At 70.0% G+C, this 13102-nt stretch carries 11 protein-coding genes; 2 read left to right on the forward strand and 9 right to left on the reverse strand.

Going from position 1 to position 13102, the window contains the following annotated elements:
* Positions 1 to 65: 65 nt before the first annotated feature.
* Entirely contained in the window at positions 66 to 2027 is a 1962-nt protein-coding gene (locus AVJ23_RS03205) for a lytic transglycosylase domain-containing protein (RefSeq protein ID WP_058860681.1), read from the reverse strand.
* A gap of 144 nt (positions 2028 to 2171) precedes the next feature.
* Between AVJ23_RS03205 and dapA the strand changes: the two genes are divergently transcribed.
* Complete coding sequence (dapA, locus tag AVJ23_RS03210; protein WP_058860682.1) at positions 2172 to 3047, forward strand: 4-hydroxy-tetrahydrodipicolinate synthase; 876 nt, start codon at positions 2172 to 2174, stop codon at positions 3045 to 3047.
* Positions 3048 to 3132: 85 nt separating this feature from the next.
* Here dapA and AVJ23_RS03215 read toward each other — a convergent pair whose 3' ends face one another.
* The 7 genes from AVJ23_RS03215 to AVJ23_RS03245 all read right to left on the reverse strand — a co-directional run bounded on the left by AVJ23_RS03215 (position 3133) and on the right by AVJ23_RS03245 (position 11864).
* Complete coding sequence (locus AVJ23_RS03215; protein WP_058860813.1) at positions 3133 to 4449, reverse strand: M16 family metallopeptidase; 1317 nt, start codon at positions 4447 to 4449, stop codon at positions 3133 to 3135.
* On the reverse strand, positions 4449 to 5795 hold the full coding sequence (locus AVJ23_RS03220; RefSeq protein WP_058860814.1) for a M16 family metallopeptidase: 1347 nt from the start codon (positions 5793 to 5795) through the stop codon (positions 4449 to 4451). Before AVJ23_RS03220 ends, AVJ23_RS03215 begins: the two co-directional genes overlap by 1 nt.
* A gap of 82 nt (positions 5796 to 5877) precedes the next feature.
* Positions 5878 to 6384, reverse strand: a complete 507-nt coding sequence (locus tag AVJ23_RS03225; RefSeq protein ID WP_367576922.1) for a DUF3035 domain-containing protein — start codon at positions 6382 to 6384, stop codon at positions 5878 to 5880.
* Between the two features lie 71 nt (positions 6385 to 6455).
* Entirely contained in the window at positions 6456 to 6926 is a 471-nt protein-coding gene (gene lspA / locus AVJ23_RS03230) for a signal peptidase II (RefSeq protein WP_058860684.1), read from the reverse strand.
* 253 nt (positions 6927 to 7179) lie between these two features.
* The gene (gene purH / locus AVJ23_RS03235; protein ID WP_058860685.1) at positions 7180 to 8769 is read right to left on the reverse strand and encodes a bifunctional phosphoribosylaminoimidazolecarboxamide formyltransferase/IMP cyclohydrolase; all 1590 of its coding nucleotides are present in this window, start codon (positions 8767 to 8769) and stop codon (positions 7180 to 7182) included.
* 19 nt (positions 8770 to 8788) lie between these two features.
* Entirely contained in the window at positions 8789 to 10537 is a 1749-nt protein-coding gene (locus AVJ23_RS03240) for a heparinase II/III family protein (protein ID WP_058860686.1), read from the reverse strand.
* Positions 10538 to 10616: 79 nt separating this feature from the next.
* The gene (locus AVJ23_RS03245) at positions 10617 to 11864 is read right to left on the reverse strand and encodes an RsmB/NOP family class I SAM-dependent RNA methyltransferase (protein WP_058860687.1); all 1248 of its coding nucleotides are present in this window, start codon (positions 11862 to 11864) and stop codon (positions 10617 to 10619) included.
* Positions 11865 to 11965: 101 nt separating this feature from the next.
* Here AVJ23_RS03245 and AVJ23_RS03250 point away from each other — a divergent pair, with 101 nt between their 5' ends.
* Positions 11966 to 12160, forward strand: coding sequence for a DUF1674 domain-containing protein (locus AVJ23_RS03250; RefSeq protein ID WP_058860815.1), 195 nt, complete (start codon positions 11966 to 11968; stop codon positions 12158 to 12160).
* Positions 12161 to 12254: 94 nt separating this feature from the next.
* Here the strand turns inward: AVJ23_RS03250 and dapB are convergent, their stop codons facing one another.
* Positions 12255 to 13070, reverse strand: coding sequence for a 4-hydroxy-tetrahydrodipicolinate reductase (gene dapB, locus AVJ23_RS03255; RefSeq protein ID WP_058860688.1), 816 nt, complete (start codon positions 13068 to 13070; stop codon positions 12255 to 12257).
* Between the last annotated feature and the right edge of the window lie 32 nt (positions 13071 to 13102).

Here is a 13102-nt window from a genome sequence, read left to right on the forward strand (position 1 = left end):
AGCGTGCAACTGCTGCCGCGGCCGGGATGGGAGCACACCCTCCCCACCGTGTGGCAGGGCGCGGGCTATTCCCCCGGAACGGGCGTCTCGCGCAAGGTACTGCCGACGAGCTCCTGGCTGAACGGCACGGGATGCGGGTCCTTGCCGATCCGGGCGCGGTAAACCGGCAGGCTCTCGGCCACGCGCATGACGTAGTTGCGCGTCTCGTCGAAGGGGATGAACTCGATCCAGTCGATCACGTCGACCGCGCCGGTCCGCGGGTCGCCACGCTCACGCATCCAGCGCAGCGGCCGTCCCGGACCCGCATTGTAGCCCGCCGCCATCATCACCACGTTGCCGTCGAAGCGCCGCGCCAGCCCGGCCAGGTAGGTCGAGCCCAGGCGCGCATTGTAGGACGGATCGTTGAGCAGCTTGGTCGGATCGTAGGCGATCCCGAGGCTGCGCGAGACGTCCCGGGCCGTGCCCGGCATCAGCTGCATGAAGCCCCGCGCCCCGGCGCCCGAGATCACCCGCGGGTCGAACTCGGATTCGCGCCGCGCGATGGCCAGCACCAGCTCCTTGGGCACCGGGAAGGCGGTGCGCATGATCTCGGGGTGCAGCGCGTAATAGGGCCCGGGCAGCTCGACCCCGTCCTGGGCCGCGCGCTTGCCCAGCATGACCTGGATATGCGGGCGCTTCATCTCGTCCAGCATCACCCCCATCTGACCCAGCGCGGTCTCGTCCTGGCTCTCGGCCAGGTGGGTCAGGAACCGCTCGCCCAGGTTGGTCTCGCCCGCAGCGAGCAGCAGGATGCCCGCCTTGAAGACGCTGCTTTCGGTGAAATCCGCCTCGCGCCAGTCGGGAAACTCCTGCGTGCCGGCCAGCGCCGTGTCGAAGGCGATGCCGCCGGCCTCGGCGGCGAGCAGCCCGTAGAACGAGGTCTGGAAGGCGGCGCCCATGGCATAGGCTTCCTGCGCGGCCTCGGCATTGCCCAGCGCCTCCTGCGCGCGGCCCAGCCAATAGCCCGCCCGGCCGACCGAGATCGGCGTCCAGACCGCGTCGCGGAAGCTCTCGAAATGTGCGACGGCGAGTTCGGGACGGTCGAGGAAGCGCAGCGCGATATAGCCCGACAGCCATTCGAGATCGGCAAAGTCGCGCCCCTCGACCAGGTAATGGGTCGAGGCGATGCGATAGGCCTCGGCCATGGCGCCGGCGCGCATCCGCTCGCGCGCGAGGTCGCGGCGCTCGCGCGCCCAGGCCCAGGGTTCGCCCAGCGCCTCGGCACTGGTCGAGCGTTCCAGAAGCATCTCGATAGCGCTCGCATCGCGACGCTTGCGCACGCGCCAGAGAAAGCGCTCATGCGCAAGGCCCGGGTGATCGGCCAGTTCTTCGGGCACGCGGTCGATCAGCCCGTCCACCCCGCCGGCCGAGCGCCGCAGCGCCAGCCGCGCCTCGGCGAGGCGCCGCCAACCCTCGTCGACGAAGGGCAGCATGCCGGTGGCGTTCTGGCTCCAGCCGCGCCAGAGCGCCATGTCCAGACGCGCCTCGTGATGCGGTTCCAGCACCTCGCCCCATCGCGACAGGAAGGCGCGCCGCTCGTCCCCGGTCAGCGCCAGCGTGCGCCAGGCCAGCACCACATCCGCCTGCGCCGCACCCTCGTTGCCCACCGCCATATGCGCCCGCGCCAGCGCCAGCGCGCCGGTGCCGGTCTGCGGCAGGTGATCGGAGAAATAAGCGATGATCTCTTCGGGCTCGGCCTCGGACATGGCCGCCTCGCTCTTCTCGCGCAGATAGGGCAGGCCCGGCCAGTCGGGATTGCGGGCGAGGAAATCCTGCACCTCGACCGCGTCGCCGCGGCCGGCGCGCAGGTAGTGCCACAGGATCACGTCCAGCGCCGCCTGCCCGTCGCCGCGCGCCTCGATTCGCGCGGCTGCCCAGTTGCCCTGCCGCATGGACTGCATCGCCTTGGCAAGATCCTGCCCGGCCTCCTGTGCCTGTGCGCCCAGCGCGGTGGCAACGACGAGAAGGGCGGCGAGGACACGGTACATCAGCTTGCAATTCTCTTCGCGAAAAGGAATAGACACATCTGGCGAGGATATCGCGGATGCACCGGGCTTCAACTCATTTTCCCGAGCGTCCGACATCGGGCCTTGCCGGTCGAAGACTCTCGGATCTGCAAGAAGGAGCGTGTCATGTTCAAGGGATCGATGCCAGCCCTGGTCACGCCGTTCAAGGACGGCGCGGTGGATTACGACACGCTCAAACGGCTGGTCGACTGGCATGTCGAGCAGGGCAGCCACGGGCTGGTCCCGGTGGGCACCACGGGCGAGAGCCCGACCCTGACGCATCGCGAGCATGAAGAGATCATCGAATGCGTAGTGACGGCGGCGGCCGGACGGCTGCCCGTGATCGCGGGCACCGGCTCGAACAATACCGACGAGGCGATCCGCTTCACCCGCCACGCGGCCGAGGTCGGCGCGGATGGCGCGCTGGTCGTGACGCCCTATTACAACAAGCCCACGCAGGACGGCATGATCGCGCATTTCAAGGCGGTGCATGACAGCGCCGAGATCCCGATCATCATCTACAACATCCCCGGCCGGTCGGTCGTGGACATGTCGCCCGAGACCATGGGCGAGCTGGCCAAGCTGCCGCGCATCATCGGGGTCAAGGATGCCACCGCCGACCTGACCCGGGTGTGCCGGCAGCGGATCACCTGCGGGGCGGATTTCATCCAGCTCTCGGGCGAGGATCCGACGGCGCATGGCTTCAACGCACAAGGCGGCGTGGGCTGCATCTCAGTCACCGCCAATGCGGCTCCTGCACTTTGCGCGGAGATGCAGGAGGCCTGCCTCGAAGGGGATTACGCCAAGGCGCTGGCGCTGCAGGACCGGCTGATGCCGCTGCACCAGGCGATCTTTGCGGAGCCGGGCCTCTGCGGCGCGAAATACGCCATGTCGCGGCTGGGGCTCTGCGATGACGAGGTGCGGCTGCCTCTGGTGCCGGTCACCGAGCCGGTCCGTGCCCGGATCGATGACGGGTTGCGCCACGCCGGGCTGCTGAACTGAGCACCGGGCCCGGGCGGAGAAATTTCTTGGAAAGAAATTTGCAAATTCCATGCATGGAATTTGCCCGCCCGGCCCACAGCGTTTCCTACTGGCCCAAAGTCGACTCGAGCCCCTCGGGCTGTCCCACCACCACGAAATGCAACGCGTCGGGCTTGAGAAGCTCGCCCGCGACTCGCTTCACATCCTCCAGCGTCACCGCCTCGATCTGCGCATTGCGCGTGGTCACGTAGTCGGGGCTGAGATCGTCCATTTGCATGCCCACGAGGATGCGGGCAATGGGGCGGTTGCCGTCGAAGCGCAGCGGGTAGGCGCCGGTCAGGTAGGTCTTGGCGGCCTCCAGCTCCTCCTGCGTCGCCCCCTCTTCCGCCATCTTCCGCCATTCGGCACGGATCACCTCGATCGCCTCGGCGATGCGGTCATTGGCCGAGGCGACGCGGCCGAGGTAGAGCTCGGCGTGATCCTTGGGCACGAGGTAGGAATAGACCCCGTAGGTGAGCCCGCGCTTCTCGCGCACCTCGTCCATCAGCCGCGATTCGAAGCCGCCGGCGCCGAGCATCTCGTTCAGCACGTAAGCGGTGAAGAAGTCGGGATGGTCGCGCGGCAGGCCCTCATGGCCGAAGATCGCCACGGATTGCGGGGTCTCGAAAGGGACCACGGTCACGCCGGCCTCGGTCTCGACCTCGACACGCTCGGGCATGGACGCTCCGGTCTCGGGCAGGTCACTCAAGAGACGGTCCATCAGCGCGCCCAGTTCCTCGGCCGAGATGTCGCCGGCCGCCGCCACGTAGACGCGGTCCTGCGCGATCGCGTTGCGATGCGCCGTCACCAGGTCCTCGCGCGAGAGGGCCGCCACGCTTTCCAGCGTGCCGTCCAGCGACGATCCATAGGGGTGGTCACCGAACACCATGCGGTCGAAGGCGGCGCTGACGATCTCGTTCGGGTCCGTCGCGTCCGAGCGGACCGAGGACAGCACCTGGCGCCGCACGCGCTCGATCGCGTCGGCATCGAAGCGCGGCTCGACCAGCGAGGCGCGCAGCAGCTCGACCGCTTCGTCCTGCGTCTCGGTCAGGAAGGTGGCCGAGATGCGCACCGAATCGTCGCCGAGGTCATAGCCGATCCGCGCCGCGATCGATTCCCGCGCCGCCGCGAAGTCCCGCGCCGACATCTCGCCAGCGCCTTCCTCGAGCAGGCCGACCATCAGGTTGGTCGCGCCGCGCTTGCCCGGCAGGTCGAGCGAGCCGCCGCCCTTGAAGCGCAGCTCCAGCGCCACGAAGGGGATCGAGGGTTCCTCCACCAGCCAGGCCTTGAACCCGCCCGGGCTTTCGACCTCCTGGATGTCGATCTCGGCCTGCGCGGTCAGCGCGGTCAGGGCCAGCGCGCAGCTCAGGATCAGGCGCATCATCATTGGGTCACCTCCGCGGTCTCGGTGTTCATCAGGTAGCCGGTGACCGACCGGTCGCGGTCGAAGACCTCGCGCGCGGCGGCGATGATGTCCTCGCCGGTCACCGCGTCGAGGATTTCGGGCCAGGCCTGCACATCCTCGACGGTCAGCCCCTCGGTCAACGCGCGGCCATAGCGGCGGGCCAGCGACCCTGCATCGTCGCGGCCATAGATCTGCTGGGCGCGGATCTGGAACTTGATCCGCTCCAGCTGCTCGGGATCGACGCCGGTCTCGAGGAACTCGGCCAGGGTGGCGTCCATCGCCGCCTCGGCCTCTTCCAGCGTCACGCCCGGCGCCGGCACGATTACCAGGCCGAAAGACGTGTCGTCCAGCGACACGCCGCTGTAGAAGGCGCTGGTGTAGACCGCCTTCTGCGTCTCGAATTGCAGCTTCTGCGTCATGACCGAGGTCTGCCCCCCGCCCAGCACCTCGGCCAGCAGGGTCAGCGCTGCGGCCTTTTCCTGGGCGCCGGAATCGCGTTCGGGCGCAAGGTAGGAGCGGATCACGTAAGGCTGCGCCACGCGTGGGTCGCGGAAGCTCAGCCGCCGCTCGGCCATCTGCACCGGCTCTTGCGGGCGCACGCGTTCGCCCAGCGCCGGGTTCGGCGGCAGCGGGGCATAGTGCTCCTCGGCCAGGCGGCGAACTTCTTCAGGGGTGACATCGCCGGCCACGACAAGCACGGCGTTGTTGGGCGCGTAATGGGTGCGGTAGAAGGACAGCGCGTCGTCGAGATCGAGCGCCTCCATCTCGTGTTTCCAGCCGATCACCGGCGTGCCGTAGGGATGGTTGAGGTAGAGCGCCGCGCGGGTCTGTTCGCGGAACAACGCGGCGGGATCGTTCTCGACCCGCTGGTTGCGCTCTTCGATGATCACGTCCCGCTCGGTCAGGATGTCGTCGGGCCCCAGGCGGATGTTGAGCATCCGGTCGGCCTCCATCTGCATCATCAGGCCAAGCCGGTCGGCGGCCACCCGCTGGAAATAGGCGGTCTGGTCATAACTGGTAAAGGCGTTGTCCGTGCCGCCATTGGCCGCCACGGTGGCGCTGAACTCGCCCGGCTCCAACGTGTCGGTGCCCTTGAACAACAGATGTTCGAGGAAATGCGCCACGCCCGAGGCACCGGGCTGCTCGTCCGCGGCCCCGGCCTTGTACCAGACCATGTGGACCACGGCCGGGGCGCGATGATCCTCGATCACCACCACCTCCATCCCGTTGTCGAGCGAGAACGTCGTCACCGGATCCGGCGTCTCGGCCCGGACCGGCACGGCCACGCTCATCGCGAGGCCCAGCAGCACGCCCAATCGCAGCATCATGTCTCCTTCCCTGACTGGTTATCGGAAAGGTACGACCTGTGCTGCGGGTTTCAAGCGACCGTGACGGCTTTGTGAGAGATCACTCGCCCGGTGGAGGTGCGGCCGGGGTACGGGCGCCCGCGCGGCGATAGCGCTGCAGCCAGAGATAGGGGTCGAGCGACTGGCGGCGATAGGCCTTGTAATACTCGTCCTCGGGCACGATCGACCAGGTGAAGCGCGAGCGGCGCTTGCGGAAGGCCAGATCTTCCTCGGCCAGCTGCGCCCGGATGCCGGGATCGCGGCCATAGCGGCTGGCCGATTGCACCAGCGCCACGTCGCCCGAGGGCACGCCCGCGCCCGGCGTCAGCGCCGCGGGATTGCCTCCCAGCAGCGCCACGGCATCGGCCTTGGGCGTAGGATCGGCACGGTTCGCGGCCCCCGGCGTGGGCGCCGGCAGCGCGTTGTAGCTGTCGGGCTCAAGCAACGGCTTGTTCGGCACGATCGAGAATTCCTCGGGCTCGCCGCTATTGGTCCGCAGGTCGTGCAGCGTGATGTCACGCGGCGCGCCACTGCAGGCCGCCAGCCCTGCAAGTCCAAGAATTGCCACAAGATGCGCACCCCGCATCGCACCCTCCGATTGCCGTTCGCGTTCAGCCTTAACCCATCTCCCCGGCGGCGTCACGAGCCCTTTTTCCCGCCCGGGAACAGAACCAGCCCCAGCGCGCCGGCAAAGATCGCGATGTCGGCGACGTTAAAGGCGAAGGGGTTGTTGATGCCGCAGCAGGACATGTTCAGGAAATCGGCCACCGCGCCATAGACCAGCCGGTCGACCACATTGCCCAGCGCCCCGCCGATCAGCAGCCCGGCCGAGATCAGCCCCGGCCGTCCCGGCGGGTCGCGCCGCATCCAGACCAGCACGAAGAGCACGATTCCCACCGCGACCGAGATCAGGATCCAGCGCGTCGCCGCCGCCTCGCCGGCCAGCAGGCCGAAATTGATGCCGTAGTTCCACGCCATCCGGAAATTCAGGTAGGGCGGGAAAACGTCGATATTCAGGCGTGTTGCAAGGTCGAGCACGTGCACGACCCAGATCTTCGAGACCTGGTCCAGAACGAAGATCACGGCGGCCCAGATCCAGACCAACCGCATGTCCTTCCTGTATCGGCTTTCTGCCATGGCGTGTGTCACTGCCCTGATGGTGATGTCGGAGGGCGTGTGTAGCGGCGCGCGCGCCGGATGAAAACGCGCCTCGGACCGGCAGGGCGCGTCCCGGCCGCCCCGCCCGGCTGCCCACGGCGGGGCGGCAAGTCGGATAGTCCAGCGATGCCAGCCGGTTGCGCGGCGCAGGCGCGGCCGGCACGGTGCGCGGGCTCGGCAAGAACCCGCGCATCCAGGTGCCCGCTCAGTGGCGGAAATGGCGCATCCCGGTGAAGACCATGGCCAGCCCCGCTTCGTCGGCGGCGGCGATCACCTCGTCATCGCGCATCGAGCCGCCGGGCTGGATCACGCAGGAGGCGCCGGCCGCCGCGGCCTCCAGCAGCCCATCGGGGAAGGGAAAGAACGCGTCCGAGGCCACGGCCGAGCCGCGGGTCAGCGGCTCGGGCAGGCCCAGATCCTCGGCCATGCGCTCGGCCTTCTTCGCGGCGATCAGCGCGCTGTCCACACGGCTCATCTGCCCGGCGCCCACGCCCACCGTGGCGCGGTCGCGCACATAGACGATGGCGTTGGACTTGACGTGCTTGGCGACCTTCCACGCAAAGAGCAGGTCGGCCATCTGGTCGGCATCGGGCGCCTTCTTCGTGACCACCTTCAGGTCGTCGGGCCCGCGCACGCCGTTGTCGCGGTCCTGCACCAGCAGCCCGCCCGAGACCTGCCGCCAGGCCAGCCCCGGCGCGTCCGTCGCGGCCAGCGCCGGCGTCACCAGAAGGCGCAGGTTCTTCTTCCTCGCAAAGATCGTGCGCGCGTCCGCGTCGGCGCCGGGCGCGATCACCACCTCGGTGAAGATCTCGGCAATCGCCTCGGCCGTGGCCCCGTCCAGCGGCCGGTTCAGCGCCACGATGCCGCCAAAGGCCGAGGTCCGGTCGCAGTCGAACGCCTTGCGATAGGCCGAAAGCAGCGAGATGCCGGTGCCCACGCCGCAAGGGTTGGCATGCTTGATGATCGCGCAGGCGGCCTCGACCCCGGGATCGAATTCCGAGACCAGCTCAAAGGCGGCATCGGTGTCGTTGATGTTGTTGTAGCTCAGCGCCTTGCCCTGCAGCTGCTCGGCCTGCGCCACGCCGGGCCGGTCCGAGCCGTCGACATAGAAGGCCGCCCCCTGATGCGGGTTCTCACCGTAGCGCAGCCCCTGCGCCAGCGTGCCGGCAAAGACGCGGCGACGCGGCGTGGCCTCGCCAATGGCCTCGGCCATCCAGCTGCTGACCGCCGCGTCATAGGCGCCGGTCCGGGCATAGGCGATCTGTGCCATGCGGCGGCGGAAGGCCAGCGTGGTCTGCCCGTCATTGGCCTCCAGCTCGGCCAGCAATGCGCCGTAATCCTCGACATCGACCAGCGTGGTCACGTGGCCGTGGTTCTTGGCCGCGGCGCGGATCATCGCCGGGCCGCCGATGTCGATATTCTCGATGCAGGTCTCGTAATCGGCGCCCTTCGCGACCGTGTCCTCGAACGGGTAGAGATTGACCACCAGCAGGTCGATCGGCGCGATCCCGTGCTCTTCCATCGCCGCCACGTGGCCCGCATCGTCGCGCAGCGCCAGCAGCCCGCCATGCACCTTGGGGTGCAGCGTCTTGACCCGGCCGTCCATCATCTCGGGGAAGCCGGTCAGATCGGCCACGTCGCGCACCGCGATGCCCGCCTCGCGCAGCGTGCGGGCCGAGCCGCCGGTGGACAGGATCTCGACCCCGCGCGCGGCCAGCGCTTGGGCCAGGTCGGTCAGGCCGGTCTTGTCGGACACGGAAAGGAGGGCGCGGCGAAGAGGCGCGAGATCGGTCATGCGAGGGGTCCCCAGATGGTCAAACGGTCAGGTCCGCCTCGTCGCGGGCCAGATCGCGGATGGCAAGCGCGGTTTCCTGCGCCTTGGCCAGCGACCAGCGGACCCGGGTCGCATACTGCATTGCGCGGCCGGTTAAAACGACCTGCTTGGTCGCACGGGGCCGCAAACGCCCCTTTTCAAGGTAGACCGAAGGCTCGATCTCCAGCTCGACCGCGCCGTCGAAGCGGAATACCCAGATCTCGCCCGAACGCTGCGCCATCGACACCGCCTGCCCGCCCATGTCCAGCTCCACATCCACCTCGGGGTGGATGTGAAAGCGGATCTGGAAGGGCAGCCCGGCCAGCTTGACCGTGTCCATCGCCTTGTCGAAGCGTTTCTTGCCGGCGGCATCCAGCGCCACGAGGTAATCCTCGCCCTTTAGTTCGCGCCCGTCGAGGCTCAGTTCGAGGCTGCGCGCATGGGTCAGGCCCTGCACGGTGACATAGCCGTCATGGCCGCCCTCGAAGCGCAGGCTCTGGCTCAGATGGGTCATCTGGATGGGCACGTGGCGCGGCGCGTCCTCCAGCAGCTCGCGCCGCGAGGTGCCGATCCAGCGCGCCGCGCCCAGCCGGGCGCTTGAATAGCCCTGCAGGCAAAGCGTGGAATGCGACGGCGTGGCCCGCCCGGCGCGGCGCCAATCCTCGCCGAACCCGCCGCCCGAGCCGCAATTGACCACCAGCGGCCGCCGCCCCGAGGTCAGCTCGAAGGCCAGCGTCGAGGCATGGGCATGGGCCGAGGCGCGCCCCGCCGGCGGCGGCGCCGCGTCCACGATGACCGAGCTGCGCGCGGCCGAGAGCCGGGCAAAGCCCATGGCCAGCCCGTCGGCCTGCCGCTTCTTGTTGCCCGAGGCCGCAAGGGCCAGGTCCAGCCGCCCTTCCAGCCCGCGCCCGCCGCCATGGAACCGCGCCAGCCCGCCATCGGCATGGCGCAGCGTGCGCAGCGTCGGCGCGATGCGCCCGATCGCCTCCAGATGCGCCGGGTCCGGCACGCGGTCGACCTCGTCCAGCGCCAGCTGCGCCCATGTCAGCAGGGTGAAGACCTCGAGCAACTCCTCGGGGTTGCGGGTGGGCAGCCCGCCCTGCGCGTCGATCTGGCGGGCGCATTCGGCACCCAGCGCGCTGCGCGCGGGCTCGATCATGCGCTCCATCCCTTCCAGCGAGATGCCGGCATAGAGCAGCCCGGTCAGCGCCTCGAAGCGCGGCAGGCCCGGCGAAGCGGCGCTGCCCCGCCGATAGAGGAACTGGCTCTGCGCAGCCAGCGCGGCGAAGAAGGCGGCGCTGTCCTCGGCCGAGCGGCCGCGCAGCAGGAAGAGCGCGTGATGCACCCAGCGGATCACCCGCCGCCCGGCCAGCTCGGGCGTCCAGCCCGGACCGCGCCCACGGCCATAGCGTTCGATCCAGCCCCACAGCCATTGCTGCGCCAGCTGCCGCGCGCGCAGGTCGCCCACCGCGGCCAGGTCATCCAGCCAGGAGAAGCCGTGGATCTCCTCGACAAAGGCCGCGTCGGGCGCGTCGAGATCCCAGAGCATGGCATTGGGCGCCTCGATCAGGTGACCGGCGAACATCAGGTTGCCGGCCATCATCTGGCGGCCGCGGGCAAAGAAGCCGATGGTGCGGGGCTCGGGCTGCGAGACGAAACCGTCGGCCGGGCGCGCCCGCGCCGCCAGCCGCGCATGCACACGGTTGAACAGCCGCGCCCGTGCGGCGTGCCAGTTTTGCCCCTTGGCCATTCTGCTCAGCCTCTTGTCGCCTGTACCCGGCAAACTTGGGCGCCAGCATACCGCGCCGCCACGGCGAAGTCACCTTGCTTTACCCGGCCTGCAGCACCGCCATGTAGAACCCGTCCATCCCGCCGGCATCTGCCCAGAAATCGGGCCGCAGGCGCAGCCCGCCCTCCTCCGAGCGCCAGCCCTCCTCGAGCCCCGGCGCCTCGGGGCGCAGCACGGTAACGCCCGGCCGGTCGTCCAGCGCCTCAATGTGGCACTCTCCCTCGTCGGGCAGCAACGAGCAGGTGGCAAAGACCAGCCGCCCGCCGGGCTTCAACAGCCCCAGCGCATGATCCAGCAGCGCGCCCTGCAGCTCGATCAGCCCCGAGATCCGCTCGCCCTGGTGGGCATGGGGCAGGTCCGGGTGGCGGCGCAGCGTGCCGGTGGCCGAACAGGGCGCGTCCAGCAGGATCGCGTCGTAGCGGCCCTCATGCACCAGCGCGTCACCCGCCACCAGCCGGGCCTGCAGCCCGGTCCGCCCGAGGTTCTCGCGGATGCGTTCAAGCCGCGTGGCAGACAGGTCCAGCGCCGTCACATCGGCCCCCGCGGCGGCCAGTTGCAGCGTCTTGCCGCCGGGGGCGGCGCACATGTCGAGCACCGATTTGCCGGCGACGTCGCCCAGGAGTTTCGCCGGCAGTGCGGCGGCGGCATCCTGCACCCACCAGGTGCCGTCCACATAACCCGGCAGCGCGCTGACCTGCCCGGCCTCCTGCAGCCGGACCGAGCCGGTGGGCAGCAGCGTGCCGCCCAGCGCCTCGGCCAGTGCCGCGGCATCGCCCTTTGCCGTCAGGTCCAACGGCGGGGCGCGAAACTGCACGGCCTCCATCGCCGCCACGCCCGGTGCCCCCCAGGCAGCGACCAGCGGGTCGCGCAGCCAGCGCGGCAGGCGCGGCACGCGCAGCTTCGCCCAGGCGGCGGGCCCGTCGGCCGCGATCTTGCGCAGCACCGCGTTGATCATGCCCTTGGCGCCGGCGCTGCGCTTTCCCGCGGCGGCGATCTCGACGCAATCGCTGACCACGCCATGCGCGGCCCCGCCCGAACAGAGCTCGACCGTGCCCAGCCGCAGGATGTTCATCACCCGCAGCGCCGGGCGCTTGCGCAGATGCGGCTTGAGCAACCGGTCGGCGCGTTCCAGCCCGCGCAGCGTCTCGGTGGCCAGCCGCAGCGCCGCGGCGCGATCGGCCGGGGCCAGCGCGCGGCCGGCCATGTCCGACAGCGGCCGCCCCTCGCCCAGCACCTGGGTCAGAAGGTCGACGGCGGCCTGCCGGGCGGGGCTGGGAGAGACGGGCATGGGCACTCCGGGATGCTGGGCCGGTGGCTTGTTCCGGCGGACGGGCGGCGTATATCAAGAGGGGACAGACGAGGAAAGCGACCATGCCCGACGACAGACCCATGCCCGACGACAGACCCGAGACACGCGACGACCTGCCCCCCGCCGCGCGCCGCGCTCTCGCCGAAGCGGCCGAGCGGCGCGCCAGGGCCGAAGCCGAGGCAAGGCCCCTGCCGACCGAGCTGGGCGGGCGCGACGGCCCCGAACCCGTGCGCTACGGCGATTGGGAGAAGAAGGGCATCGCCATCGATTTCTGAAGGACGGCCGCCCGGTCCTGCCCGCGCGCCCGCGCTCCGGTCGGAGCAAGCGGGTGGGCGGGTGGGCGCCGCTCCGAGCGGGGCGCGGGCGCGCTCAATCGCCTAGGCCCAGCACGTCCAGCATGTCATATTCGCCCGGCGCCTTGTCCTGCCCCCAGAGCGCCGCGCGCAACGCGCCGCGCGCGAACAGCGCCCGGTCCGAGGCCACGTGTTTCAGCGTGATGCGCTCGCCGGCCGCGGCGAAGATCACCTCGTGCTCGCCCACGATGTCCCCGCCGCGAATCGCGTGGAAACCGATCTGGCCGCGCTCCCGCGCCCCGGTCAGGCCGTCGCGCCCGCGATCCGACACCTTCTCCAGCGCCACGCCGCGCCCGGCCGCCGCGGCCTCGCCCAGCATCAGCGCGGTGCCAGAGGGCGCGTCGACCTTGCGGTTGTGATGCGCCTCGACGATCTCGATGTCCCAATCGGCATCCAGAGCCGCCGCCACGCGCCGCGTCACCTGCGTCAGCAGGTTCACACCGAGGCTCATGTTGCCGGCGCGCACCACCACGGCATGGCGGGCAGCCACGTGGATGCGGTGCAGATCCGCATCGGACAGGCCGGTCGTGCCGATCACGTGCACCGCGCGGGCCTGCGCGGCGAGATCGGCAAAGCCCACCGTGGCCGCGGGCGTAGTGAAATCCACCACCGCCTGCGCCCGGGCAAAGGCATCCAGCGGGTCGTCCTGCACCACCACGCCCAGCGCCGCGCCGCCCATCGCCTCGCCCAGGTCGCGGCCCAGCCAGTCATGGCCCTCCCGCTCCAGCGCGCCGGCCAGCCGCAGCCGGTCACTGTCGAGGATCTCGCGCACCAGCATCCGGCCCATCCGGCCTGACACCCCCGTCACCACCACGCCCGGCTTTTCCGTCATCACCCTGTCTCCTGCTGTCTCGCGCCGCCCCC

The sequence above is a fragment of the Pseudoponticoccus marisrubri genome (genome assembly GCF_001482405.1).
Taxonomy (GTDB): domain Bacteria; phylum Pseudomonadota; class Alphaproteobacteria; order Rhodobacterales; family Rhodobacteraceae; genus Pseudoponticoccus; species Pseudoponticoccus marisrubri.

Coding starts and splice junctions, on each gene's coding strand:
- AVJ23_RS03205 (WP_058860681.1), bottom strand. CDS start 2,027: ATGTACCGTGTCCTCGCCGCCCTTCTCGTCGTTGCCACCGCGCTGGGC.
- dapA (WP_058860682.1), top strand. CDS start 2,172: ATGTTCAAGGGATCGATGCCAGCCCTGGTCACGCCGTTCAAGGACGGC.
- AVJ23_RS03215 (WP_058860813.1), bottom strand. CDS start 4,449: ATGATGCGCCTGATCCTGAGCTGCGCGCTGGCCCTGACCGCGCTGACC.
- AVJ23_RS03220 (WP_058860814.1), bottom strand. CDS start 5,795: ATGCTGCGATTGGGCGTGCTGCTGGGCCTCGCGATGAGCGTGGCCGTG.
- lspA (WP_058860684.1), bottom strand. CDS start 6,926: ATGCGGTTGGTCTGGATCTGGGCCGCCGTGATCTTCGTTCTGGACCAG.
- purH (WP_058860685.1), bottom strand. CDS start 8,769: ATGACCGATCTCGCGCCTCTTCGCCGCGCCCTCCTTTCCGTGTCCGAC.
- AVJ23_RS03240 (WP_058860686.1), bottom strand. CDS start 10,537: ATGGCCAAGGGGCAAAACTGGCACGCCGCACGGGCGCGGCTGTTCAAC.
- AVJ23_RS03245 (WP_058860687.1), bottom strand. CDS start 11,864: ATGCCCGTCTCTCCCAGCCCCGCCCGGCAGGCCGCCGTCGACCTTCTG.
- AVJ23_RS03250 (WP_058860815.1), top strand. CDS start 11,966: ATGCCCGACGACAGACCCGAGACACGCGACGACCTGCCCCCCGCCGCG.
- dapB (WP_058860688.1), bottom strand. CDS start 13,070: ATGACGGAAAAGCCGGGCGTGGTGGTGACGGGGGTGTCAGGCCGGATG.